A 24,168-nucleotide genomic window follows, 5' to 3' on the forward strand; every position below is an offset into this window, starting at 1 on the left:
GATCAGTCCAGCAATCCCAGATCCTGCGCGACCTTGTAGAGCTGAGCGGCATTCTTGTTGCCGACCTTTTCCCGCAGGTTCAGGCGGTGGGATTCGACAGTGCGTACGCTGATGCCCAGTTCCTTGGCGACTTCCTTGTTGGGCTGGCCTTTGGCAATGGCTGTCAGCACCTGGCGCTCCCGATCGGTCAACCCGTATGGGTCTTCCACCGGTGCGGATGTGCCGGCACCAACCAGCGTCGGGCCGACCGCGGAGGAGAAATAGTATCCCCCATTGGCAACACTGGTGATCGCAGTAATCATCTCGGCTGCGGAGATATCCTTCAGGATGTAGCCGCGGGCACCTGCCTGGACGACGCCGCGCACATACTCCGGGTTGTCGTAGACCGACAGGATCAGTACAGCGATTTCAGGCAGCGTCTTGCGCATCTGGGTCGCCGCTTCCAGCCCGTTCATGACCGGCATGGAGACATCCATCAGAAGAACGTCGGGGCGCAGGTCTCGGGCGAGTGTCAGAGCATCGCGGCCGTTTGTCGCTTCACCGACCACTTCCAGGTCGGCCACCTTTTGCAGCCGGGCCCGGATACCGTCCCGAACCAGCTCATGGTCGTCTGCCAGAAGAACGCGGATGGGCCTGGTAAATGACCGGGGTGAAGGTGAATGCACTGTCATCTTTGCATCATGCCGCTTTTGCCGCCGCATTGTCGAGCGGCATCTGGACTTTAAGACGGGTTCCGCCGGAAGCACGTCTGCTCAGGGTTAACCGGCCACCATAGGTTTCGATCCGCTCACGCATGTTGCGGAAGCCGAGGCCGCCGGATTTCGGCAGCGGGCGGGGGAGGCCGACACCGTTGTCTTCCACCGAGAGCACAAGCTGCTGCATGCCGACCTTGAGGGAAATTGCGACTTCGCTGGCGTGGGAATGGCGCGCTACATTGGTCATGCATTCCTGAACCACACGGTAGAGGGCGGTCTTGGCACCTTCCGACAAGCGGGCGTGGCATTGCTCCGCCTGTACGTTGACGGTGATGCCCGACTGGTTCTGGAACTCCTTGCCGAGACTGCCGAGCGCCGCCGCAAGGCCCATGTCATCGAGGACACTGGGTCTGAGATCTCGCGATATCCGCCGGACCTCGGCAATGGTTCCATCCAGTGTCTTGAGGCATTTGGCTGCCTGCACCTGAAGATCCGGATCCCGGTTGGCCTCGCTATGGATCATTTCAACGCCATAGCGCACGGACACAAGAAGTTGGGAGATACTGTCATGCAGTTCGGTGGAAACGCGTTTGCGCTCCTGTTCCTGCACCTGGAAGATCCTGTTGGTCAGTTCCTTCAGCTTGGTGTCCGCAAAGCGCTGTTCGGAGAAACGCACACCGGCGATGAGGAAACCCGCAATAACGATGGCCGCAAGCGTGATCATGAAGGTGACGAACAGTGTCTGGCGGATGGAGCGGGCAAAGTCGGTGCGGATCGCGGTGACCTCGCGGGCGATGTCATCGGTGTAAAGGCCGGTGCCAAGCATCCAGCCCCACTTGTCGAGCAGGATTGCGTAGCCGAGCTTTTCCTCGACCGTGCCTGTCGAGGGCTTGTGCCAGACATACTGGTGGAAGCCGCCGCCGTTCTGGGCCGCCTCGATCAGGTTGCGGATGACGTAGTCGCCGTTGTCATCCTGGAGCTGCCACCAGTTTCCCCCCACCAGGTGCGGCAGCTTGGGATGGACGAGGTTGGTGCCGTCGAGCGTGTAAACGAAGAAATAGCCGTCGTAGTCGAAGGTCAGATGCTGCAGGATCATCTTGACCTTTTCCTGCGCCGCTTCGCGACCTCCCGGTTCTTCCTTGTAGATCTGCTCGATCGAGGTGAGAGCAAGACTGACGTAGTTCCGGATTTCCTGGCGCTTGGAGGACAGGATGCGCTGTTCCACTGCCTGGGTCTGCGTGTTGATCAGTTCCCGAGACTGATAGTACGTGGCCGCACCGATGAGTACGGAGACGGCGATCAATGGCAGGATCGTGATGAGCAGCAATTTGGTCTTGAAGGTCACGAATTTTGCTCTCTTGTTGCGCGAACATGCGGCAAACGATTATCTCTCTTGCGTGGTTCTCGGTAGTATTACTGAGAAGCTGCGCAGAACCACGAATAGCGCTTCAGACACTCGGTCAACTAGACATACCTCGAGATCGGTGCAAGTGTGTACCCGGTCCGAAATCGGGTCCGATTAGGGAGGAAACTAATGGATCGTCGTTCGTTTATCAAAAAGGCTGGTATTGGTGCCGGCGGTGTTGCCGCTGGATCCTTGCTGGCTGCTCCGGCAATTGCGCAGGGCACCAAGGAAATGGTCATCGTGTCCACATGGCCGCGCGACTTTCCGGGTCTCGGTATTCCGGCACAGCGCCTCGCAGCCCGTATTGCAGAGCTGACCGCAGGCCGCCTCAACGTTCAGTATTTCGCCGCTGGCGAACGCGTTGGTGCCTTTGACTCCTTCGACGAAGTCGCTTCCGGTAACGCGCAGGCCTATATCGGCGCCGATTACTACTGGAAAGGCAAGCATCCGGGCTGGGCAGCATTCACTGCCGTGCCGTTCGGTCTGACCCAGGCTGAAATGGACGCCTGGATCAAGTACGGCGGCGGCCAGGAACTGTGGGATGAGCTGGCTGGTGAATTCGGCCTGAAGAACTTCGCCATGGGCAACACCGGTGTCCAGATGGGCGGCTGGTTCAACAAGGAAATCGAAACCGCTGACGACCTGAAGGGTCTGAAGATGCGTATTCCGGGTCAGGGCGGCGACGTCATGGCGAAACTCGGCGCGTCTCCGGTTTCCCTGCCGGGTGGCCAGATCTACGAAAACCTTGTTTCCGGCGCGATCGATGCGACCGAGTGGGTTGGTCCGTTCAACGACTACTTCATGAAGTTCTACGAAGCTGCCAAGTACTACTACTATCCGGGCATGCACGAGCCGGGCGCCATGCTTGCTCTGGGCATGAACAAGGCATTCTGGGATGGCCTCGACAAGGTCGATCAGCAGATCATCGTTGCAGCGTGTGCGGAAGAAAACTCCAACACGATGGCTGAAACCAACGCCAACAACGGTAAGTACCTGACCCGCCTGATCAACGAGCACGGCGTTGAGCTGCGTGAATTCTCCGACGAGATCTACGACAGCTTCGGTGAAGCCGCTCAGGAAGTTCTGGAAGAAGCGATGGATCATTCCCCGCTGTCCAAGAAGATCTTCGAGAGCGTCATCAACGCACGTCAGGAAATCGGCAGCTACATGGCGATCGCCGACATTGCCTACAGCAACAAGCGTAACCGTTACCTCGGCATTCCGAAGTAATCGGTTGAGCAAATAAAAGGGGCGGGAGAAATCCCGTCCCTTCTTCTTAGACAAAGATAAAAAGGCACAGCCACGATGACGGCCTTGGACAATGTTCAAGACGGCTCGCCTGTTATGAATTCCGGTGGTAAAGCCTCGCCGGAGAGCGCCCGCTTCTTCCGCCTGTGCGGCTGGATCGTATTGGCGATCATGACGGCGTTTCTGCTCAACAACTACCTGACCTATTGGCAAGACCTACCAGGCATTGCGCCCATTTTCGGCGGCGCGGCCAATGGATCCATGCCGATTCTCTGGTCCTGGTTGCAATTGGCGCTCTATGCGGCGTTTGTCCTGTTGGCCTTCGGCTATGTGCGGACGAACGGAAACACGCTGCGTGAAGACAGCGTCCGGATCACCAACATCAACGCCTATCTCATCAGGGCCTGCTTCTTCGCGGTGCTGATCGTCGGGCTGGTTGACAGCGCGATCTCGTTCCTGCGCATCGAGGGCTTTCTGCCCGATGTCGTCGGGCAGGCGCTTGCCGACGATCTCGGCAAATCGCAGTTCCGGGGCCCTTATGTGCACATGCCGCTGATCGCGCTTTCATTCGTGATCGCAGCCTTCACCCGCACGCTGGGTTTCACCTGGCTTGCGCTTCTGGTGGTTGCCGCCGAACTGATGATCGTGATCGGCCGTTTCGTCTTCTCCTACGAGCAGGCTTTCCTCGCTGATCTCGTGCGGTTCTGGTACGCGGCGCTGTTCCTGTTCGCCAGTGCCTACACGCTGCTTGAAGAAGGGCATGTTCGGGTCGACATCTTCTATGCGGGCCTGTCCTCGAGAGCCAAGGGCATCGTCAACGCGGTCGGTTCCGTTGTGCTCGGCATCAGCCTTTGTACCGTCATCCTGGTCATCGGCATGGGCGGCAAGCAGAACATCATCAACAGCCCGATCCTGACCTATGAGACCACGCAGGCAGGTTTCGGTCTTTACGTGAAATATCTCATGGCGGGTTTCCTGGGCGTGTTCGCCGTTTCCATGATGATCCAGTTCGTGGCCTATTTCCTGGACGCGGTTGCCGATATTCGCGGCGAACCGGGTGGCCGGGATCATGACAGCCACACTGTTCAATAGAGCCTGACGAGACCGCTTGATATGGAACTTTTCTTCCTTCTTCTCCTGGTCGTCCTGATGGCGATTGCGCTTGGGTCGGGTTTCCCCGTCGCCTTCGCGCTCCCCGGATCGGCCATCCTGACCATCGGCATCGCTGCCGGATCGGGCTATCTGTTTGCCGGCGACCCCGGCGCGTATTTCTCTCACGGTGGCCCAAGCCAGTGGCTCAGCGCGGGGGTGACGAACTTCCGTGGCATCTACTGGGAGGCCGAGCGAGATACGCTCATAGCCATTCCGCTGTTCGTCTTCATGGGCATCATGCTTCAACGATCCAAGATCGCTGAAGACCTGCTGGTGACGATGGCGCGGCTGTTCGGCCCGGTGCCGGGTGGTCTCGGTATCTCCGTGGTGTTCGTGGGGGCTCTTCTGGCAGCCACCACGGGCATCGTCGGCGCAACCGTTGTCGCCATGGGCCTGATCTCGCTGCCGGCCATGCTGCGCAACAAGTATTCGGTGCCGCTGGCAACGGGAACGATTGCCGCTTCCGGGACACTGGGACAGATCATTCCGCCGTCGATCGTTCTGATCATTCTGGCCGACCAGCTTGCCAGCGCGGTCGATCAGGCCGGTTCGCTACGCCAGACACTTTACAAGGCGAGCACCGGCGAGCTGTCGATGCCGTCGGATTACTCTGTCGTGTCGACCAGTGCCGGCGAAATGTTCCTGGGTGCCTTCCTGCCGGGTCTTGTCCTGGTTGGCCTCTACATGCTGTTCATTCTGGGTTTCGCGCTGTTGAATCCGAAGTCGGCACCGGCAGTCCATGAAGAAGGCACCTTCACGCGTGCGTTCGCAGGCAAGGTGGTCCTGACCCTGGTGCCGCCGCTGGCCCTGATCTTCCTGGTGCTTGGTTCGATCATCGCCGGTGTCGCTACCGTGAACCAGGCTGGCGCCATCGGTGCCGTCGGTGCGATGGTCATGGCCGGTTATCGCCTTCGCGACGGCAAGCGCGGAGCCTACAGCCCGGCGATCCTGGCTATTCTGGCCTTGTTGGGGCTGGCCGTGGTTGTCAGTTTCTTCGGCTCGGTCAACATCAAGCTGATCCAGACCAGCGACGATGTTCTCGCCCTGGTGCTGGCTATCATCGCTGTTTCGCTGCTGCTGATCGCTGTCCTTTGGTCCGGTTGGCGTACGCTTAAGTTCGAAGACACCATGCGCGGAGTGATGGTGGAAACCGCCAAGACCACTGCGCTTGTGTTCATCATTCTTCTCGGCGCTGCCATGCTGACCTCTGCTTTCCGTGCCTTCGGCGGGGAAGAGCTGGTCAAGAACTTCCTGCAAGGTCTGCCGGGCGGGTTCTGGGCTCAGTTCCTGATCGTGATGCTCGTGATCTTCATCCTCGGCTTCTTCCTCGATTTCATCGAGATCGCCGTCGTGGTGGTGCCGATCGTTGCACCGATCCTGCTTGCCGATCCTGAGGCAAACGTCACCGCCGTATGGCTTGGCGTGATGATCGGTCTCAACATCCAGACCTCGTTCCTGACACCGCCCTTCGGCTTCGCGCTGTTCTATCTGCGCGGCGTTGCACCGGCCGTGGTCAAGACGCTGGACATGTACAAGGGCGTGGTTGCGTTCATCTGCCTGCAGTTGCTGGCACTCGGCATCGTCGGGCTCTATCCGCAGCTTGTGAACTATCTGCCGAACCGCTCGTCGCTGCTGTCCGAGACAGCTCCTCCGCCAAAGAACCCGCGTCTGCAGTACTGCATGGAGACCCTCATCTACGAGGACTTCCAGCAGAACGGCGACAAGATCCTGTCGGCAATCCAGTCGGTCGAATCCATCGACATGAGCTATCTGCCGGAAGATCTGCGCGATGATGTCATGGACGGTCTGGAAAAGGCGAAGGAAGCCATGCCGCAGATGGAGGCGATCCATCAGGCTGAAGCTGAAGTAGCAGCAGCGGCAGGGGCCTACAAGCCGGTGCACACACAGGTTCGCGCCATCGAACGCGATGCCCGCCGTCTTAATGACCGGATTGCCGACCTTCAGGTCATCGTTGACCGGTCGGGAGAAACCGGCATCTACACGGCTGCACAAGGTGAACGTGCTCAGGCTCGCATCGACGAGCTGAAAGCCCGGCATGAAGCCCTGATGGCTCAGATCCCGTCCGATTGGCAGGATACCTATACAACCTTCGCCAAGATCCAGAAGGCAGAGGATGTGGCCCGGATGACCTATCGTCGGACTGTCGATCAGGCTTACGAGCCGATTGCGGAGCTGAAGGCGATCCTCAACGGTGCTGATCTTGTTGCAAGCTTCAAACCGGAACTCGAAGCCCTGAAGGCCGAAGTGCCGACGCTTGAGCCGGAAGCGGCCGAAGAAGCGATTTCGGCCATGCGTTCCCGGGTTGGAGATGCGGAAGGCACGAGCGATATCCGCGATGGCCTGAACGAAGCCCGCAAGATCATGCGCAGCCGTCAGCCGAACGCGGAAGAAGCTGTTGCTGAAATCGACAAGTCGATTGCCGCTCTGGATGCGGATCTTGCCTGGCGCCGCAAAGGGGCCGAGGAAATCCTGCCGCAGCTGGAAACCTTCGATGACACCGTGGCAGCCAATATCGGTGTGAGAGCCCAGAACCGTTTGCCGACGGATATGGCTCTGGATGTTGCCGGGTGTCTGTCCGGGCATCGGGATATTTCCCTGAGCTTCTGATCTTCAGGAGCTTTCCAAGATGCAAAAAGGGCTGCCCCGGTGGGCAGCCCTTTTTAATTGTCTGATTGGTCTTGCGGAAGTCAGGCGAAGCGCTGCCAGGCGGACGCGAAAATACCGGCGGCTTCGGGCGCTTCAACAATTCGGCCATGACACATGACGATCCGTTTCACGGGCCAGCTGCCAACGGCTTCCTGAAAGGGGGCGATGCCGGATTTGTCGCGGATCGCGTAGCGGTGATAGAAGGCTACTCCCGGCGCGCCGTAGCAACCGATTGCCCTGAAGAACAGTTTTTCGGTGAAATTGTGTTCCGGTTGGTAGTTATAGAGCAGGTCAGCCGTTACCAGCGTGCCCGAACGCCGGTGAAAGAGAACCGTTTCGTTCAAGTCGTGCCCGCTCAGTGTCGCATGCTCGATTTCTCCATCAGCCACGACTGGTTTGTCAGTGACAATTTCCGAGTTCGCGATCTTGCCGATCTTCCGTTCAAGCCCTTTGGGAACAAGTACACGGGCATTGGGAAAATGGTCCTGTGCAGCGCGCAAATACATGTGATGGAAAAGGTTCGGCGCAAAGAGCACCGCGATCTCGCCCAGGCTGCGGAGGGCGTTTCTGACATCCTTGTCCAGTGCCACCGGAGAGTGGAGCACCAGTCCGGCGGAGGTTTCCAGAACGGTCATGCGAAGGCTGCCCTTGCAGCCGAGCCTGGTAAAGGTGGTATCGAGCGTCCAGAGCCCTTCGTCGAGTTTTCGGAGTTCCTGTGCGGAGTTGCTCATGACCACTTCACATCACAGGCCAGCATGTAGCCGGAACCGTAGATGGTGCGAATGTGGGCGGGCTCGTTCTTGCGGTTGAGCTTCTTGCGGATGCGCGAAATGCGCACATCGATGGACCTGTCGAGGCTCTCGTCACGGCCGCCATGTTCAAGCAGGTAGTCTCGCGACAGCACGCGCTTGGGGGCTCTCAGCAAAGCTTCCAGCAACGTGGCCTCTCCGGTGGACAGAAAAGTTTCCTCGCCTTCCGGAGAGGTCAGGCAATGGGAGGCGGGCTGGTAGGTCCAGCCTTCGAACCGGGCGCAGTCGACGCTGGCCTTCACCGGTGCCTGATCGGACGAGCGACGCAGAATGGAGCGGATACGCGCAACCACTTCGCGCGGGTCAAACGGTTTGACCACGTAATCATCCGCGCCAAGTTCCAGCCCCATGACACGGTCGGTGGAATGTCCGCGCGCCGACAGAACGATGATCGGCACTGATGACCGGCGTCTGATCTCGTTGATGAGCGCCATACCCTCCATATCAGGCAGGCCGAGATCGACGATGCAGGCATCCGGTGTTTCCAGGCCGAGTGCGATCAGCATCTGTGAGGCCGTGGAAAACACCTTGCCTTCCATCTCGAACTGGAGAAGGGCATCCAGCAACAAGTTGCCGATTTCCGGTTCGTCGTCGACGATGAAAACCGTGCGTTTGGTTGCCTGGAGGGAGCGTGTCTGCAAGGCGCGTTCCTGTGTCCTAGATCAAGGGTTACTGATTTCGATCCGTCTGTCGGATCGTTTGAGCGGAAAAGCCTGGCAACTGAGACCGGCAAGTTGGAGAGGGGCTCGGGACCAGAACTGATGGGTCAATCGCAATACTCTTTGCATAACCTTCAGGCCGGATCTGGTGTGGGGCTGAGAATCTTTTGCAGGGTGTCTGCAAGTTGAGCATCTGCGAAGGGTTTCGCCAAGACCGGAAATTCACAGGCGCATTCCTGTCCTGCAAGGTCGGACCAGTCGGCGTAACCGGACATCAGTGCAATGCCCAGATCTTGACGCTTCTGCTGGATCTCGCGCGCGAGCGCCAGACCATTGATCTGCCCCGGCATGATGATGTCACTCAACACTCCCCGCAATTCGGGAAGGTCCAGCGCCAGGCTCCGGGCGTCTTCCGCGTTTTCGGCTCTCAGCACCGCGTATCCGAGGTTCTGCAACTGGTCCGTCACCGTGTTGGCAACATCCGGGTCATCCTCCACCAGAAGCAGAAGTTCACCCTGACCCGGTTTCAAGGGGAGCGTTTCGCCCTCGTCCGCGTCCCGGCCAGTGGTTGACGTGATACGCCGATAGGGCAGATAAAGGGTCAGATAGGTGCCGACGCCCAGGGCGCTGGAGATGTGGATCGCGCCGCCTGACTGGCGAATGAAGCCATAGACCATGGACAGGCCGAGCCCGCTGCCCGTGCCGAAGTTCTTGGTGGTGAAAAAGGGTTCGAAGACACGCAGTTGCGTGTCCGGATCCATGCCGCCGCCAGTGTCGCCTACGGTAATACGCGCAAACCTGCCGGACGGAATGCCCAGGTCTTCGGCTTCGCGGGTGTCCAACTCACATGCATCCAAAGTGATGGTCAGCGTGCCGCCTTCCGGCATCGCATCGCGTGCGTTGAAGGCCAGGTTGATCAGCGCTGTTTCCATCTGCGTCGGGTCGATGCAGGCGCCGATTTCCTTGTCCTGAGCTGTAATCGTCACGTCGACCGAAGGCGGCAGGGAGCCTTCCAGCAACCGGCCGGCACTGGCGATGACCTTGGCAAGCGACACATTCTGGGGATCGATCGCCTTGCCACGGCTGAAGGCAAGCAGGCGCTGGATCAGATCCGAGCCGCGCTTGGTGGCTTCGAGCATCGGTGACAGCTTGCTGTCGAGGGTTTCCCGGTCGAGCGGCGTTTCCATACGCCCGAGAGACAGAAGATTGCCCATCAGGATCGCAAGCAGGTTGTTGAAGTCGTGGGCGAGCCCACCGGTGAGTTTGCCGACGGCGTCCATGCGCTGGGACTGCACAAGCGCTGCTTCCGCCTGCTTCTGGTCCGTGGCATCGAGCGACAGCACAAAAATGCCCAGGGTCCTGCCGTCCTTGGTCATGTCCGGAATGAGGGTCGAGCGCATGTAGGCGGTACTGCCGTCCGAACGATTGCGCTGATATTCGTAGCTGACGGCATTGCCTTCAAAGGAGCGGTTGATATGAGGCTCCAGCTCCTTGAACAGCTCCTCGCCAACCACTTCCGGTGCCGGCCGTCCCGCGATCGAGGCAACCGAGTGGCCGAACCAGTCGGCGTAGCGGCGGTTGGCGAAGCGGAAGACGGGGCCGGGAGACAGATAGGCAATCAGGGCAGGGATGTTGTCCGTCACCAGACGGAGCCAGTCTTCCGACTGCTGCAGTGCCCGTGTGCGCTCTTCCACCGTTCGTTCCAGCTTTTCCTGCCGGCGGCGATCCTCGGTGACGTCCGAATAGGTTGTGACGAACCCGCCCTTCGGCAATGGCGTGCCTGAAACGGCGATCACCTGGCCATTTGGACGGATGCGTTCGAAATAATGCGGTTCGAACAGCTTGGCCCGTTCCAGCCGGCGCTGGATCTTGCCTTCGATATCGCCGGGCCCATATTCGCCGCGCTCGGCGTTGACACGCAGGAACGCTTCCAGATGTGTGCCACGACGAGCCAGTTCCTGAGGAAAATCAAGCATTTCCCAAAGGCCACGATTCCACGCGACAAGTCTGAGATCGGCGTCGAAGGCCGAAAAGCCCTGATTGATGTGGTCAAGCGCGGCCTGCATCAGATCGAGCTGCGTCTTGAGCTGTTGTGTCTCCTCCATGGGGTGAGAGTAAGCCCGAAAAGCAGGTTTGACCATTCATCCGAGAAGAGAATGGCAGTCCTTGCCGACAAGACCCGGCGGGGGGCACGTGCAGGCCGAAAAACTTCGCCTTTCATGATATGCTGGCCAAGTATTTTTGACTTTGTTTTTCCTGCGATGGAGGGATCCATGCAATTAAAGAAACTTGATCCGAGGCTGCGCCGGTATGCGGCCGAGGCAGAACTGAAATCATTTGACGACGAAACCGCCCTCGACACCTTTCCGTCCGCTCCCGCGTCCCTGGAGAGCACTTCTGCCGGGTCGCCGCCGCTTGGGGAGGTCCGGCGCGTTCTGGTCGAACTGCAGGCGGATCAACCGCCAGCGGCCTTTGCTGACTTTCATTGGGTACATGTGGCCGGGAAAATCTATTCCGTCTCACTTCCGATGAACAGGCTGGTGGAGCTGCATGCGCATCCGTCGGTGGAAACCGTCGAAGCCGGACGGCGCTGGTTTCCGATGCTCGAAACTTCCCTTGCCGAAACCAGGGCGAACACGGTCCATCAGGGCAGTACCGGCGTCCCGGGCCGAACAGGGGCCGGCGTTCTGGTGGGCATCATCGATTACGGAATGGATTTCACGCTCGACGATTTCCGCAAGGCGGACGGCACCACAAGGCTGGCCTTTCTCTGGGACCAGCGCCTCGACGCCCGTCCGGGCGAGAGCGCGCCGGATGATTTCGCCTATGGCGTGGAGTATGGGGCCGACCAGATTGACCAGGCGCTGAATGCGTCTGATCCGTTCAGTGTTGTCCGGCACAGGCCGGATGCGGCTTCGCACGGCACACATGTTGCGGGAATCGCGGCAGGCAATGGCAGATCGCACGATTCCGACTTCGCAGAAGGAGCGCATCTTGGAGCAGCGCCCGAAGCCACGCTGATTTTTGTTCAGCCGGATACGCGCGACGGGTCCGGGACATTTACCGATTCCAGCCACGTGGTCGATGCAGTTGCCTACATCATGAACAAGGCGGATGCGCTCGACATGCCCTGTGTCATCAACATGAGCCTCGGGCAGAATGGCGGTAGCCATGATGGGGAGAGCCTTGTCGAAAGGGCGATCGACCGTCTGCTGGAGCCTCTGGGGCGGGCGTTCGTGAGCGCGGCGGGAAATGAACATGTCTGGCATGGGCATGCCGCCGGGAACATCAAGACGGGCGAGAGCCGGGAACTGCGCTGGAAAACGGGTGGTGGCATGCCTTTGCCCGATGGCACCATCACCCAGACCGGAACGGACAGGACGTCGAGCGAGCTGGAGATCTGGTATTCGAGTGTCGACAGGTTTGCGGTGACACTGACAGCACCGGACGGAACACAGTACGGGCCGGTGACCCCTGGTAAATCCCTGCTTCAGGACGAGGTCTTTATCGATTCGGAGCGCTTTTCGAGCTTGAACGGACAAGCGCGGATCTACATGCAACTGGAAGCACCATTCGGGCTCGGGATGCTGAGGTCCGGTGTCTGGACCTTGAAACTGGAGGCACTGGAAGGAGAAAACGGCAGTTTCGACGCCTGGATCGAGCGTGATCTGCGTGACCGGGACAACAATTATGCCGATCAGTCTTTCTTCCAGGGCGGCGATTTCGACCCTGTCCGCACGCTCGGCACTCCGGCAACAACACGCAGGGCAATTGCGGTTGCCAATTACAGCCACTATTCACTTTCGCCGGCGGCTTCCTCCAGCCGCGGGCCCACACGCGACAATCGGAACAAGCCAGAGGTTGCCGCCCCTGGAACAAATATTGTTGCGTCCTGCGCGCAAGGCGGGCGGAACAACGGCAACGGCGGGGTCCACCCGATGCGTGTGCTGAAATCCGGCACCAGCATGGCTGCCCCGCATGTTGCCGGTATCGTTGCCCTGCTGTTTCAGGAAGCACGCTCCTTGTCGGCGCCCCAGATCGCAAACATCCTGATGGCGACGTCGGATAATCCGGACGGCATACCGGGGTTCGATGTTGCCTGGGGCTTTGGCCGGGTGAACGCGGCGCGTGCCCTGCGGCTGCTGCGCGATCCCGATCAGCCCGGACGCACCGATGCGGTGATTTGAGCTTTTTGATGTGAAAAACAGGATGCGGCGTCGTTAACGCCGCATCGCACCGCCGACCTGGATATAGGTGACAGCGGTATCCTCAGCGAGCGAGTTGAGGTTTTCTGCGGTGACGAGCAACGTCATCAGGTGGCTTTGAGGGCTCCAGGACAATAATTCAGGAGTGCCCGCGCTGGTGGTGCGCATAGCCAGGTCGTCCGGGGTCTTGCCCGGTGCAAGTTCGACCATCGCCTTCATTTGCGCGGAGGGATCGTTTCTCATGATCGCCTTGCGCGCCTGCGGGCTGAGTTTCATCTGCCTGAAGTCCATACCTGGAATATAGCACTGCGCTGTCGGTCTTCAAAACCGGGTTAGCGTTTCCGATGCCCCAGTTTTGCGGCCTTGGCCATCTCGGCCCGTTTTTGCGCGTAGTTGGGTGCAACCATCGGGTAATCCGCGCTCAGGCCCCATTTGCGCCGATACTCGGCGGGGGTCAGGTTGAACTTCGTCTTAAGGTGGCGTGTCAGAAACTTGAATTTCTTGCCGTCCTCGAGACAGACGATGAACTCCGGAGTAACCGAGTGCTTTATAGGCACAGCCGGCACGAGGGGAGCCCGGAATACGGTCGGGGTGTTGTTGGTCGCGGTTTCCAGGGCAACGTGGACATCCAGAATCAACTCGATCAGATCCTGCTGCGGGACCGGGTTGTTCGTCACGTAGTTGGAAACAATTCCCGCGGTGAGCGCCATCAGGTTCGGCGAATCGAAGCTCTCGCCTTCTTCTGGTTCAGCCATGGGAGTTCCTTTTCCGAAATTGGGGACTGGAGAGGGCCGTGGGCGGGGCGGTGCCGGGCGCGCAGGCAAACCGTGCCAAATAGATTTGTTTTACGACTTCGCTTTTCAAGTAGCGATCACGTTTTTATCAAATAAAAAAATGTATGAGGAAATTTCGCCGATTTCGGAAACCGGAGAGTTTTCCATTGGCGCAATCTCAACTGTAGTTCTCAAGAAATACTGGACTAAAAATTCTGGTTGTTCCAAAAACCGCTGAAAACTGCAGGAAAAATAGACAAAATCGAAAATGCGATTTCTTCTCTATAGGAAAACTTGCTTTTCAAATCTGTAAACTGAACAGTGTAGTCATGAAGTTCGCATCTGCAGCAAAAGCAAATGTAAGAAAAACAGCATAAATAAACACAAAGTATTTAAAGTAGTGCAAGGGCGGGGGATATGGGGATGCCGTTTCGGGAGTTCAAGGGCAAAAATGAAAAAGTGAAAAATTGTAAAAAATGATGGATTATCAATGTGTTGCAAAAATATGACTCCAAATGCCAATGTGCGCCAGAGAAAAATTCTGGCTTGAATTCCGGCGTCGGAACTGGCTTTTTGATGCGGAGACGGCCAACGGGGTGCAAGTAAACGCTTGTTGTTGGTAGTCTAAAGGTTAGTTTGAAGGGGTCGCGTTAAAGTATTCGAATCCGTTCCTTCAGCCTTCCGACTGAATTTGAAACTGGAGTAATGTAATGAAACTCAAGAGTTTGATGCTCGGCGCGGCCGCAGCTGCTGCTGCAACCACCGCCCAGGCGGCTGACCTTCCGGTCGCTCCGGAGCCGGTCGACTATGTTCGCGTTTGTGACGCTTACGGCGCGCGCTTCTACTACATCCCGGGCACCGAAACCTGCCTCCGCGTTGGCGGCCGTGTTCGTACCCAGGTTGTCGTCAACAACGTTCTGGAAGACGGTGCCTTCAGTGACCGTGACTCCGACGGCTACTCCTGGCTGTCTCGCGGCTACCTGTACCTTGACGCTCGCACGGCTACCGAATTCGGTACCCTGCGCACCTACGTCTCCATCTACTCCACCGTGACCAACGGCGAAAACAGCACCACGCTGGAAAACGCCTACATCCAGTGGGGCGGTCTGACAGCTGGTCGTCTGACCTCGAACTTCGACATCTTCACCGGTCAGGCCTTTGTCGGTGTCGTGGATCGTGACTGGTCCGACGTAACGTCCAACCAGATTGCCTACACCGCTGCTTTCGGCAACGGCTTCTCCGCGACCATCGCTCTGGAAGACCGTTCCGATCGTGAATATGGTGATTACGGCGGGACCCGTGCTCCGGACTTCGTTGCCGCTCTCGGCGTTTCCCAGGGCTGGGGTTCTGCACAGCTGTCCGGTGCTCTGCACCAGGTTTACCCGGATGCAGCTGCCAACCGCACCAACAATGGTGGTGAAGACTCCCTGGGTTGGGCAGTCGGTGGTGGTGCTGCCATCAACCTGCCGATGCTCAACTCCGGTTCGAACATCTTCTTCCAGGGCTTCTACGCTGATGGCGCACTGTCCTACATCACCACGTATGACGGCGTAGCCGACTACAACGGCGACGACACCTCCACCGGTTACTCGCTGTCTGCTGGTGCCTACATCCAGGCAACTTCCACGATCGGCCTCGCGCTTGACGGTTCCTATGCCGACATCGATGCCGCAACTGGCCTGAACGACGTAACCCGTTACGCAATCGACGGTTCGGTTCAGTGGGAGCCGGTCTCCGGCTTCGTCATGGGTGCAGACGTTGGTTATGCAAACACCGACATCGACACCCAGGGTGACCAGGACGAACTCCTCTTCGGTGTTCGTATGCAGCGCACCTTCTAATCTTACGGTTAGACTCTGACTGACTAAAAATGACCTCCAGTCAGTCAATCGGCCCGGCAGACTCCAAACTGCCGGGCCTCCCCCGTTTTAGGGCACCCGCAGTCGCCAAGGGGAAAAGCGCCGAGTCTGCTGTGCTGTGGTTTCCGCGGCAACACCGAGCCGGTGCGACTGAAAATTCTTTGCCTCTCCAATTGAAAAGACGTGCGACGCCAGAATGTTCTCGGCTAACATTCGCGGAATGCCAAAGTCTGAATACAAAAAGAAAAATCCGACGGTTCAGGACGTCGCCCGCGCTGCCAATGTGTCGACGGCAACTGTCAGCCGCGTTTTGACGACACCCGACAGGGTATCCGCGGAAACCCGGCGCCGCGTGTCGGAAGCGGTCGAAAAGACCGGCTACGTCCTCAATCATGCCGCGCGCAATCTCCGCCGCCGGGACACGGGAACAATCGTTGCGCTCGTTCCGGACATCGGCAATTCCCACTTTTCGAACATTCTCCAGGGCATTGAAACGGTCTGCGCGGAAAGACAGCTGAAAGTGCTGATTGCCGACACGCGCAAGCCGTCCATGTCGCATTCGAGCCTGAGTGACTATTTCAGCAAAAACAATTGCGACGGGATCGTTATCCTGGACGGGCATTTCTCGATTTCCCGAATCAGATCTTCCAATCCCAAGTCCCCGCCCATCGTGCTGGCCGGCGAATGGAGCGACGATCCGGCGGTGCCGATTGCCGTTGTCGACAATCTGATGGGGGCTGATCTGGCAGTGTCGCACCTCATCGAACTGAAGCACTCCAATATCGGCCACGTAACGGGCCTCCTGTCGCACAAGCCGGGACGGGACCGGCTCGACGGATTCCGGGCCACCTTGGGCGGTGCGGGTCTCGATCCGGCCAGTGCCTGGATCTTCGAGGGGGACTACACGCTGGAAGCCGGCGTCAGGGCCGCAAAGGCATGGCTGGACCTGCCGAACCGGCCGACCGCCGTCTTCTGTGCCAGCGACCGGTCCGCCTTCGGCTTCATTTCTTTCCTGAGCGAAGCCGGCATCCGTGTGCCGCAAGATGTTTCGGTTGTGGGGTTTGACGACATCGACATTGCCGGCCATTTCGTGCCGCCACTGACTACAATCCACCAGCCTCGCCGGGCAGTTGGCGAGCAGGCTGCGAAACTGTTGCTCAACCTGCTGGGTGGTGCAAAGCCGGACAACGGCAGCGTTCAACTGGAGCCCTGGCTGGTGGTTCGCAAGAGTGCAGTTGAGCTGGTCTAGGCATCAGCCATTCGCACATGCAGCGCAAATGAAACAATTCGACACGATTGAAACATATTGCTGAAAATCCGCCGTCCTAGCCTGATTTTCAACGGGTTGGGACAGCGTCCTTCTTCGCCTTTAACAATTTACCGGTTGAAGGTTCGGTCGGCACGGCGTTTCATAGCCCCACAGGAAACGACCCTGGAAAACCGGGGCGCCTTCTAAAGGGAAGAAACATCTATGGTAGGGTCGGCCAGCGCTACATCGCGCGGGGAGGACACCTTTCCGAAGATTCTCATGCGCAACGCGCAAGTCTTCGGAGACCGGACGGCGTTCCGGGAAAAGGATTTCGGGATCTGGCAAAGCTGGACCTGGTCCGAGGTGTGTGAAGAAATCCGCGCATTCTCCATCGGTTTGAAATCTCTGGGCCTGAAGGCTGGAGACAAGATCGCCATCGTCGGTGCGAACCGTCCAAGGCTCTATTGGGCGATGGTTGCCGCCCAGGCACTCGGGGCCGTTCCGGTGCCTGTCTATTCGGACAGTGTTGCCGAGGAAATGGCCTTCGTGCTCGGCCATGCCGAAGTCACCTTCGCGGTGGTCGAGGATCAGGAGCAGGTCGACAAGCTCCTGTCGATGGCGGACGAGGTAAAGTCGCTTACCGAGATCATCTATGATGAAGTGCGCGGCCTGCGCGACTACGATCATACCCACCTGCACGGCTATTCCTCGGTACAGGAAAAGGGACGCGAGCTGCTAGCGGCAACGCCGTCCCTGGCAGCCGAGTGGGAAGCCGGATTCCGCGACGCCAAGGGCTCAGACATTGCGGTGATGCTGTACACTTCCGGCACCACCGGGAGACCGAAGGGCGTGATGCTGTCCTTCGACAATCTGGTCATTTCGGCACGCAACGGCAACAAGTTCGATCATCTGGACGAGACCGAAGAAGTGCTCGCCTACCTGCCGATGGCCTGGATCGGCGACCACGTGTTCTCCCTGGCGCAGGCTTTCACGGCGGCCTATTGCGTCAACTGTCCGGAAAGCATGGACACGATCGACGTGGACCGGCTTGAAATCGCGCCGACCTATTTCTTCGCACCGCCGCGCGTTTTCGAGAACATGCTGACCCGCATCATGGTGCGCATGGAGGATGCAGGGAAAACCAAGCGTGCGATCTTCGACTACTTCATGGAGGTCGCCCGCAAGGTGGGCGAGAAGATCCTGAATGGCGAAACGGTCGGCCTGAAGGACCGGATGCTTTACGCCCTCGGCGAGTTCTGCGTCTACGGACCTCTCAAGAACCGCATGGGTCTTACCCGAATGAAAGTCGGCTACACGGCCGGTGAAGCCATCGGGCCAGAGATCTTCCGCTTCTTCCGCTCGCTGGGCCTCAACCTCAAGCAGCTCTACGGCCAGACCGAGGCCAGCGTCTACATAACGCTGCAGCCGGATGGCGAGATCTACGGCGATACGGTCGGCAAACCTGCTCCCGATGTCGAGCTCAAGATCGCCGACAGCGGTGAAGTGATGTACCGCTCGCCGGGTGTCTTCGTCGGCTATTTCAAGAATGACGAGGCTACCGCCAGCACCAAGACGCCGGACGGCTGGGTGCATACGGGTGATGCCGGCATCATTGCCGAGAACGGCCACCTGAAGATCATCGACCGCGCCAAGGATGTGGGCAAGCTCAATGACGGGGCACTGTTCGCGCCGAAATACATCGAGAACAAGCTGAAGTTCTTCCCGAACATCAAGGAGGCGGTCGCCTTCGGTCATGAGAAGGACATGGTGGGGGTTTTCATCAACATCGATCTGACCGCGGTCGGCTCCTGGGCGGAACGCAACAACGTCAACTATGCCTCCTACCAGGAACTTGCCGCGCATCCGGATGTCTACGGCATGATCGAAAGCCACGTCGATCAGGTGAACCGGGACCTTGCCCGTGAACCGATGATGGCGGGTGCGCAGATCAAGCGGTTCCTGATCCTGCACAAGGAACTGGACGCGGATGATGGTGAGCTCACCCGCACGCAGAAGGTTCGCCGGAGCTTCATCGCCGAACGCTATGGTCCACTGATCGACGCGCTTTACGACGGATCCACCTCCAAACATGTGCGTACGGAAGTAACCTTTGAAGACGGCCGCAAGGGCGCAATCGAAGCCACCGTCGAGATCCGCGACATGTCCACCCATGACGCCGGAGCGGGCGTACAGGAGGCCGCCGAATGAACGCGATCGTTTCCGACAAGACACTGTCGCCGAATGGTGCGCAGGAACCGGCAGAGCGCGAGGTGCTGCTGCGGGTCGATAACGTGTCGCTGTCCTTCGGCGGCGTGAAGGCGATCACCGACATTTCGTTCGACATCCAGAAGGGCGAGATCCGCGCGATCATCGGTCCGAACGGGGCCGGCAAGACGTCGATGCTCAATGTCATCAACGGATTTTATCATCCGCAGGAAGGCACGATCACCTGGCAGGGTCAGGTGCGCCGCAAGATGAAGCCTTACGAGGCTGCCAGCCAGGGGATTGCCCGGACCTTCCAGAACGTGGCGCTGTTCAAGGGCATGACCACGCTGGACAACATCATGTCCGGCAGAACCTTGAAGATGCACAAGAACTTCTTCTGGCAACTTCTGTGGCGGGGCCCGGCGGAGCGCGAGGAAATCGAACATCGGCGCAAGGTCGAGGACATCATCGATTTCCTTGAAATTCAGGCAATCCGCAAGACACCTGTCGGGCGCTTGCCTTACGGGCTGCAAAAGCGGGTCGAGCTTGGCCGCGCGCTGGCGATGGAGCCGGACCTGTTGCTGCTCGATGAGCCGATGGCCGGTATGAACCTTGAAGAAAAAGAAGACATGAGCCGGTTCATCATCGACGTGAATCAGGAATTCGGCACGACGATCGCCCTGATCGAACATGACATGGGCGTCGTCATGGATCTCTCCGACCGGGTGGTCGTGCTCGACTACGGCAAGAAGATCGCCGACGGGCCACCGGAGGAAGTGCAGGCCAGCCAGGCCGTTATCGACGCTTATCTCGGTGTGAGCCACTAGGAGGGACGAACCATGCTCTACGACATTTTTATCGATCCCTTCGTACAGATGTACCAGATGCCGGATTTCTTCCTGCAGGTCCTGTGGGAAGGTTTCGTCGCCGGAATTCTGTATGCGCTGATCGCGCTGGGTTTCGTGCTGATCTTCAAGGCCTCCGGCGTTTTCAACTTCGCCCAGGGCATCATGGTGGTGTTCGCCGGCCTGACGCTGGTGGGCCTCAACGAAAACGGTGTGCCTGCCTATCTGGCACTGATCCTGACCATCGGCGTGATGGGGGTTCTGGCATACGGAGTGGAACGGGTGGTCATGAGACCCCTGGTCAACCAGCCGGAAATCATCCTTTTGATGGCGACCATCGGCCTGACGTATTTCCTCGTCGGCTTCGGTGAATTCGTCTTCGGCGGCGAGCCCAAGCAGATGATTACCGAGCAACTGGGGCTGCCAACCGGCTCGACCGCGTTCGAGTTCGGTGACCGGGGTCTCGTGATCCTGCAGCATATCGATATTGCGGCAGCCGTGATCGCGGTGGTGATGGTGACGGCGCTCGGCATCTTCTTCAACAAGACGCGGATCGGCCGGGCCTTGCGGGCCGTTGCTGACGACCACCAGGCTGCCCTTTCCGTCGGTATCTCTCTCAACCAGATCTGGGCGATCGTCTGGTTCGCAGCAGGCCTCGTGGCCCTGGCGACCGGTATCATGTGGGGGGCGCGGTCCGACGTGTCCTTCGCGCTGGAAATCGTAGCGTTCAAGGCGTTGCCGGTGCTGATCCTCGGCGGCTTCACGTCGATCCCGGGTGCCATTGTCGGCGGCCTGATCATCGGCTTCGGCGAGAAGATCGGCGAACTGTACTGGGGTGGTCTTGTCGGGGGCGGGATTGAATCCTGGCTCGCCTATATCATCGCCCTGATCTTTCTTCTGTTCCGGCCACAAGGCCTCTTCGGCGAACGTATCATCGAGCGGATCTAGGGATATCTGACCCATGTTTTATCGCGAAGCTGGCCAATTCAAGACGAGCTACAAGGCGGATCAGGCGCTGTTCCCGATCCTCCAGGACCGCGTCGGCCTGGCCGTTATTCTGATCACGGCGTTTGCGGTCATTCCGGCCCTTGCAAACGACTTCTTCCTGACCTCCATCATGATCCCGTTCCTGGTGTTTTCGCTGGCGGCGATCGGGCTGAACATCCTGACCGGGTTCTGCGGACAGTTGTCCCTGGGAACCGGTGCGTTCATGGGGGTCGGTGCCTATGCCGCCTACAAGCTGACGTCGATCTTTCCCGATGCCAATGTCATCGTGATGGTTCTGGTGTCCGGCGTGTTCTCGGCTGCCATCGGTGCGGTCTTCGGACTGCCGAGCCTGCGCATCAAGGGGCTTTACCTGGCGGTGACGACGCTCGCTGCGCAGTTCTTCCTGGAATGGTGCTTCATCCGTATTCCGTGGCTCTACAACTACAACGCCTCCGGCGCGATCGAAGTGCCGCGCCGCGAAGTCTTCGGCATCATCGCCACGGGGGCGGAAGCAACGCCGCTGGCACGCTACTTCATCGTTCTCGGTATCACGGTGCTGATCGCCTTCCTGATGGCGAACGTCCTGCGCGGCCGAATCGGCAGATCCTGGATGATGATCCGCGACATGGACATTGCGGCTGAACTCATCGGCGTTCGCCCGCTGCAGACCAAGCTGATGGCCTTTGCCGTGTCGTCCTACATCTGCGGCGTGGCCGGTGCGATGATGGTCTTCTTCTGGCTGAATGCCGCCGAGCCGTCGTCCTACTCCATCCGGTTGTCCTTCCAGGTGCTGTTCATGGTGATCCTGGGCGGCCTGGGCAGCCTCGGCGGAGCCTTCATGGGGGCCGCCTTCATCTGGATCCTGCCTGTTGTTCTGAAATTCGTACCCGGCCTCCTCGGCATCGACCTGGCCGCGGAGACCGTGGAGCACGCGACCTTCATGATCGTTGGCGCTCTCATCATTTTCTTCCTGATCGTCGAACCGCACGGCTTTGCGCGGCTCTGGCAGATCGCGAAGCAGAAGCTCAGGGTCTGGCCGTTCCCTTACTAGGGGCTGCCAGCCTTTTCGCCCGCCATCCGGACATGGACCGATCCGGTGAGGAATGGCGCAACCGGTCCGGCGGTATTCATTTCGATGCCGCGTGGGAGGAGAATATGAAAAGCATTAAGCAATTTGCGCTGGGAACCGCTGTTGCGCTCGGGGTCGGTCTCTCCGGCGCCATGACGACCGCGGTCCAGGCACAAGATACCAACTATGTGCCGCTCCTGACTTACCGGACCGGGCCTTACGCCGGCTCCGGCATCCATATCGCCAACGGCATGCATGACTACCTGCAGATGCTGAACGAGCGCGATGGCGGCATCGGTGGCGTCGAGCTGGCGCTGGAAGAGTGTGAAACCGGCTACAACGCCCAGAAAGGCGTCGAGTGCTACGAAGCCACCAAGGGCAAGGGCGCGCTGGTCTACAATCCGTATTCCACCGGTATCACGCTTCAGCTGATCCCTAAGGCCGGTGTCGACAAGATCCCGGTTCTTTCGATGGGTTACGGCCTGTCGGCTGCCGCTGTCGGTTCCACGTTCCCGTGGATCTTCAACGTGCCGGACACCTATTGGGACGGCGCTTCCGTGGTCATCAAGTACATCGGTGAGCAGGAAGGCGGTCTTGAAAACCTCAAGGGCAAGAAGATCGGTTACATCTTCCTTGACGCCGGTTACGGCCGCGAGCCCCTGCCGCTTTTGGAACAGCTGGCCGAAAAATACGGCTTCGAGCTGCTGCAGTACCCGGTTCCGGGTGCGGAAATGCAGAACCAGTCCTCACAGTGGCTCAACGTACGCCGCGACCGTCCGGACTACATGATCATGTGGGGCTGGGGTGCGATGAACCCGACCGCCGTCAAGGAAGCCGTCAAGATCCGCTTCCCGATGGACAAGTTCATCGGTGTGTGGTGGTCCGCGGGTGACGACGATGCTGCTGCCGGTGGTGAAGGTGCCAAGGGCTACAAGGCACTGAACTTCTCCGGTGTCGGCGCCGACTTCCCGGCTCTCGATGACATCAAGAAACACGTCATCGATACAGGCAAGTCCTCCACCGATGCGGAGACGATCGGAAGCACGCTCTATAACCGCGGCGTCCTGAACTCGGTCATCATCGCGGAAGGCATCCGCAGCGCCCAGCAACTGACCGGCAAGACTGTCATCACGGGCGAAGACATGCGTCTTGGTCTCGAGGCTCTCAACCTGGACGAGGCTCGTCTGGCTGAGCTCGGCCTGAAGGGCTTTGCTCATCCGATGAAAGTGACCTGCGATGACCATGCCGGCAGCCATCCGGTGTTCATCCAGGAGTGGGACGGCAAGAAGTGGCGTCAGGCTTCTGACTGGATCGAGCCGATGACCGATGTGGTCCGTCCGCTGCTGGAAGCAGCCGCTGCTGAATACGCAGAAAAGAATGCGCCGTGGCCGGCGCGCACCGAACCCTGCCCGAACTGATAGGCAGTCCGCTCCGCCGCGCCGCATAAACGTGCGGCGGAGCAACCAGGGAGAAGAGGGAATGGCATTGCTGGATGTAGAACAGCCTGGTTCGCAGGGCGCTCGGGACGCTGCCGGGACAATCCTGTCGGTCAACAATATCGAGGTCATTTATGACCACGTGATCCTGGTGCTGAAGGGCGTGTCGCTGACGATTCCCAAAGGCGGGATCGTGGCGCTGCTCGGCGCGAATGGAGCGGGCAAGACGACTACGCTGAAAGCGATTTCGAACCTGCTTGGTGCCGAACGTGGCGAAGTGACAAAGGGCAAGATCCTTTTCGATGGCGAAGAAGTCCAGGCGCTGTCGCCAAACGATCTGGTTCGCCGGGGATGCATCCAGGTGATGGAGGGCCGGCATTGTTTCGGTCACCTGTCCATCGAGGAAAACCTGCTCACGGGTGCCTACACCCGCAAGGACGGGTACAGCGCCGTGAAGGCGGATCTGGAGATGGTCTACAATTATTTTCCGCGTCTGCGCGAGCGGCGTGGCAGTCAGGCGGGTTACACCTCCGGCGGCGAACAGCAGATGTGCGCTATCGGCCGTGCCCTGATGAGCCGGCCGAAGATGATCCTGCTGGATGAACCGAGCATGGGACTGGCGCCTCAGCTTGTGGAGGAAATCTTCGAGATCGTCCGCCAGCTCAACCAAAAGGAAGGCGTGTCCTTCCTGCTTGCCGAACAGAACACCAACGTGGCGCTGAAATACGCGACCTACGGCTACATTCTGGAATCCGGCCGCATTGTGCTCGACGGCGACGCCAAGGCGTTGCGCGAGAACGAGGACGTCAAGGAATTCTATCTGGGCGTTGGCGGCGAGGGCCGTCGGTCGTTCCGGAATGTCAAACATTATAAGCGAAGGAAGCGCTGGCTGGCCTGACGGGGTT

Annotated in this window: 19 protein-coding genes; 12 read left to right on the forward strand and 7 right to left on the reverse strand. The window is 59.1% G+C overall.

All coding sequences use genetic code 11. The annotated features are described in order from the left end of the window. Positions 1-2 precede the first annotated feature (2 nt). Both ACYQ6M_RS00375 and ACYQ6M_RS00380 read right to left on the reverse strand, forming a co-directional pair. Positions 3-671 (reverse strand): response regulator, encoded by a 669-nt coding sequence (locus tag ACYQ6M_RS00375; RefSeq protein ID WP_055661261.1) that lies wholly within the window; start codon positions 669-671, stop codon positions 3-5. Positions 672-678: 7 nt separating this feature from the next. Then, on the reverse strand, positions 679-2,040 hold the full coding sequence (locus ACYQ6M_RS00380; protein WP_460071510.1) for a cache domain-containing protein: 1,362 nt from the start codon (positions 2,038-2,040) through the stop codon (positions 679-681). 189 nt (positions 2,041-2,229) lie between these two features. On the opposite strand from ACYQ6M_RS00380, the gene ACYQ6M_RS00385 reads away from it, so the two are divergent. The 3 genes from ACYQ6M_RS00385 to ACYQ6M_RS00395 all read left to right on the forward strand — a co-directional run bounded on the left by ACYQ6M_RS00385 (position 2,230) and on the right by ACYQ6M_RS00395 (position 7,128). Next, positions 2,230-3,330 (forward strand): TRAP transporter substrate-binding protein, encoded by a 1,101-nt coding sequence (locus ACYQ6M_RS00385; RefSeq protein ID WP_023003619.1) that lies wholly within the window; start codon positions 2,230-2,232, stop codon positions 3,328-3,330. A gap of 75 nt (positions 3,331-3,405) precedes the next feature. Then, positions 3,406-4,440: a TRAP transporter small permease subunit gene (locus ACYQ6M_RS00390; RefSeq protein ID WP_023003617.1), complete on the forward strand. Its 1,035-nt coding sequence runs from the start codon at positions 3,406-3,408 to the stop codon at positions 4,438-4,440. A gap of 21 nt (positions 4,441-4,461) precedes the next feature. Next, positions 4,462-7,128, forward strand: coding sequence for a TRAP transporter large permease (locus ACYQ6M_RS00395; RefSeq protein WP_460071513.1), 2,667 nt, complete (start codon positions 4,462-4,464; stop codon positions 7,126-7,128). A gap of 80 nt (positions 7,129-7,208) precedes the next feature. Here ACYQ6M_RS00395 and ACYQ6M_RS00400 read toward each other — a convergent pair whose 3' ends face one another. The 3 genes from ACYQ6M_RS00400 to ACYQ6M_RS00410 form a co-directional block, all read right to left on the reverse strand. After that, the gene (locus tag ACYQ6M_RS00400) at positions 7,209-7,898 is read right to left on the reverse strand and encodes a DUF4336 domain-containing protein (protein ID WP_460071515.1); all 690 of its coding nucleotides are present in this window, start codon (positions 7,896-7,898) and stop codon (positions 7,209-7,211) included. Continuing rightward, on the reverse strand, positions 7,895-8,617 hold the full coding sequence (locus ACYQ6M_RS00405; protein ID WP_023003610.1) for a response regulator transcription factor: 723 nt from the start codon (positions 8,615-8,617) through the stop codon (positions 7,895-7,897). The genes ACYQ6M_RS00400 and ACYQ6M_RS00405 overlap by 4 nt, the downstream gene beginning before the upstream one ends. A 152-nt stretch (positions 8,618-8,769) precedes the next feature. Beyond that, a complete protein-coding gene (locus tag ACYQ6M_RS00410; protein ID WP_460071518.1) occupies positions 8,770-10,740 on the reverse strand; it encodes a PAS-domain containing protein in 1,971 nt (656 codons plus the stop codon). Positions 10,741-10,908: 168 nt separating this feature from the next. On the opposite strand from ACYQ6M_RS00410, the gene ACYQ6M_RS00415 reads away from it, so the two are divergent. Then, the gene (locus tag ACYQ6M_RS00415; protein WP_460071520.1) at positions 10,909-12,822 is read left to right on the forward strand and encodes a S8 family peptidase; all 1,914 of its coding nucleotides are present in this window, start codon (positions 10,909-10,911) and stop codon (positions 12,820-12,822) included. A 33-nt stretch (positions 12,823-12,855) separates the two neighbouring features. Here ACYQ6M_RS00415 and ACYQ6M_RS00420 read toward each other — a convergent pair whose 3' ends face one another. Next, positions 12,856-13,116 (reverse strand): hypothetical protein, encoded by a 261-nt coding sequence (locus ACYQ6M_RS00420; RefSeq protein WP_152505492.1) that lies wholly within the window; start codon positions 13,114-13,116, stop codon positions 12,856-12,858. Positions 13,117-13,172: 56 nt separating this feature from the next. Next, entirely contained in the window at positions 13,173-13,595 is a 423-nt protein-coding gene (locus ACYQ6M_RS00425; RefSeq protein WP_023003602.1) for a Ros/MucR family transcriptional regulator, read from the reverse strand. Between the two features lie 728 nt (positions 13,596-14,323). Here ACYQ6M_RS00425 and ACYQ6M_RS00430 point away from each other — a divergent pair. From ACYQ6M_RS00430 to ACYQ6M_RS00465, 8 genes are all read left to right on the forward strand, one after another. Then, positions 14,324-15,454 (forward strand): porin, encoded by a 1,131-nt coding sequence (locus ACYQ6M_RS00430; RefSeq protein WP_023003600.1) that lies wholly within the window; start codon positions 14,324-14,326, stop codon positions 15,452-15,454. Between the two features lie 238 nt (positions 15,455-15,692). Further along, positions 15,693-16,721 carry a LacI family DNA-binding transcriptional regulator gene (locus tag ACYQ6M_RS00435; protein ID WP_447238987.1) on the forward strand — a complete coding sequence of 343 codons (1,029 nt, stop codon included), beginning with the start codon at positions 15,693-15,695 and terminating at the stop codon, positions 16,719-16,721. 222 nt (positions 16,722-16,943) lie between these two features. Next, complete coding sequence (locus ACYQ6M_RS00440) at positions 16,944-18,929, forward strand: AMP-dependent synthetase/ligase (RefSeq protein WP_055661165.1); 1,986 nt, start codon at positions 16,944-16,946, stop codon at positions 18,927-18,929. Then, positions 18,926-19,753, forward strand: a complete 828-nt coding sequence (locus tag ACYQ6M_RS00445) for an ABC transporter ATP-binding protein (RefSeq protein ID WP_023003592.1) — start codon at positions 18,926-18,928, stop codon at positions 19,751-19,753. The genes ACYQ6M_RS00440 and ACYQ6M_RS00445 overlap by 4 nt, the downstream gene beginning before the upstream one ends. 12 nt (positions 19,754-19,765) lie before the next feature. Continuing rightward, positions 19,766-20,719, forward strand: a complete 954-nt coding sequence (locus ACYQ6M_RS00450) for a branched-chain amino acid ABC transporter permease (RefSeq protein ID WP_023003590.1) — start codon at positions 19,766-19,768, stop codon at positions 20,717-20,719. 13 nt (positions 20,720-20,732) lie between these two features. Then, a complete protein-coding gene (locus tag ACYQ6M_RS00455; protein ID WP_023003588.1) occupies positions 20,733-21,809 on the forward strand; it encodes a branched-chain amino acid ABC transporter permease in 1,077 nt (358 codons plus the stop codon). Between the two features lie 104 nt (positions 21,810-21,913). Then, entirely contained in the window at positions 21,914-23,245 is a 1,332-nt protein-coding gene (locus ACYQ6M_RS00460; RefSeq protein WP_460071524.1) for an ABC transporter substrate-binding protein, read from the forward strand. A 61-nt stretch (positions 23,246-23,306) separates the two neighbouring features. Next, positions 23,307-24,161 (forward strand): ABC transporter ATP-binding protein, encoded by an 855-nt coding sequence (locus ACYQ6M_RS00465; RefSeq protein ID WP_023003584.1) that lies wholly within the window; start codon positions 23,307-23,309, stop codon positions 24,159-24,161. Positions 24,162-24,168: the final 7 nt, after the last annotated feature.

It is taken from the genome of Roseibium sp. ROS1, assembly GCF_054658215.1.

Coding starts and splice junctions, on each gene's coding strand:
- ACYQ6M_RS00430 (WP_023003600.1), top strand. CDS start 14,324: ATGAAACTCAAGAGTTTGATGCTCGGCGCGGCCGCAGCTGCTGCTGCA.
- ACYQ6M_RS00435 (WP_447238987.1), top strand. CDS start 15,693: ATGCCAAAGTCTGAATACAAAAAGAAAAATCCGACGGTTCAGGACGTC.
- ACYQ6M_RS00455 (WP_023003588.1), top strand. CDS start 20,733: ATGTTTTATCGCGAAGCTGGCCAATTCAAGACGAGCTACAAGGCGGAT.
- ACYQ6M_RS00460 (WP_460071524.1), top strand. CDS start 21,914: ATGAAAAGCATTAAGCAATTTGCGCTGGGAACCGCTGTTGCGCTCGGG.
- ACYQ6M_RS00400 (WP_460071515.1), bottom strand. CDS start 7,898: ATGAGCAACTCCGCACAGGAACTCCGAAAACTCGACGAAGGGCTCTGG.
- ACYQ6M_RS00385 (WP_023003619.1), top strand. CDS start 2,230: ATGGATCGTCGTTCGTTTATCAAAAAGGCTGGTATTGGTGCCGGCGGT.
- ACYQ6M_RS00390 (WP_023003617.1), top strand. CDS start 3,406: ATGACGGCCTTGGACAATGTTCAAGACGGCTCGCCTGTTATGAATTCC.
- ACYQ6M_RS00445 (WP_023003592.1), top strand. CDS start 18,926: ATGAACGCGATCGTTTCCGACAAGACACTGTCGCCGAATGGTGCGCAG.
- ACYQ6M_RS00450 (WP_023003590.1), top strand. CDS start 19,766: ATGCTCTACGACATTTTTATCGATCCCTTCGTACAGATGTACCAGATG.
- ACYQ6M_RS00425 (WP_023003602.1), bottom strand. CDS start 13,595: ATGGCTGAACCAGAAGAAGGCGAGAGCTTCGATTCGCCGAACCTGATG.
- ACYQ6M_RS00420 (WP_152505492.1), bottom strand. CDS start 13,116: ATGAAACTCAGCCCGCAGGCGCGCAAGGCGATCATGAGAAACGATCCC.
- ACYQ6M_RS00410 (WP_460071518.1), bottom strand. CDS start 10,740: ATGGAGGAGACACAACAGCTCAAGACGCAGCTCGATCTGATGCAGGCC.
- ACYQ6M_RS00415 (WP_460071520.1), top strand. CDS start 10,909: ATGCAATTAAAGAAACTTGATCCGAGGCTGCGCCGGTATGCGGCCGAG.
- ACYQ6M_RS00440 (WP_055661165.1), top strand. CDS start 16,944: ATGGTAGGGTCGGCCAGCGCTACATCGCGCGGGGAGGACACCTTTCCG.
- ACYQ6M_RS00395 (WP_460071513.1), top strand. CDS start 4,462: ATGGAACTTTTCTTCCTTCTTCTCCTGGTCGTCCTGATGGCGATTGCG.
- ACYQ6M_RS00375 (WP_055661261.1), bottom strand. CDS start 671: ATGACAGTGCATTCACCTTCACCCCGGTCATTTACCAGGCCCATCCGC.
- ACYQ6M_RS00465 (WP_023003584.1), top strand. CDS start 23,307: ATGGCATTGCTGGATGTAGAACAGCCTGGTTCGCAGGGCGCTCGGGAC.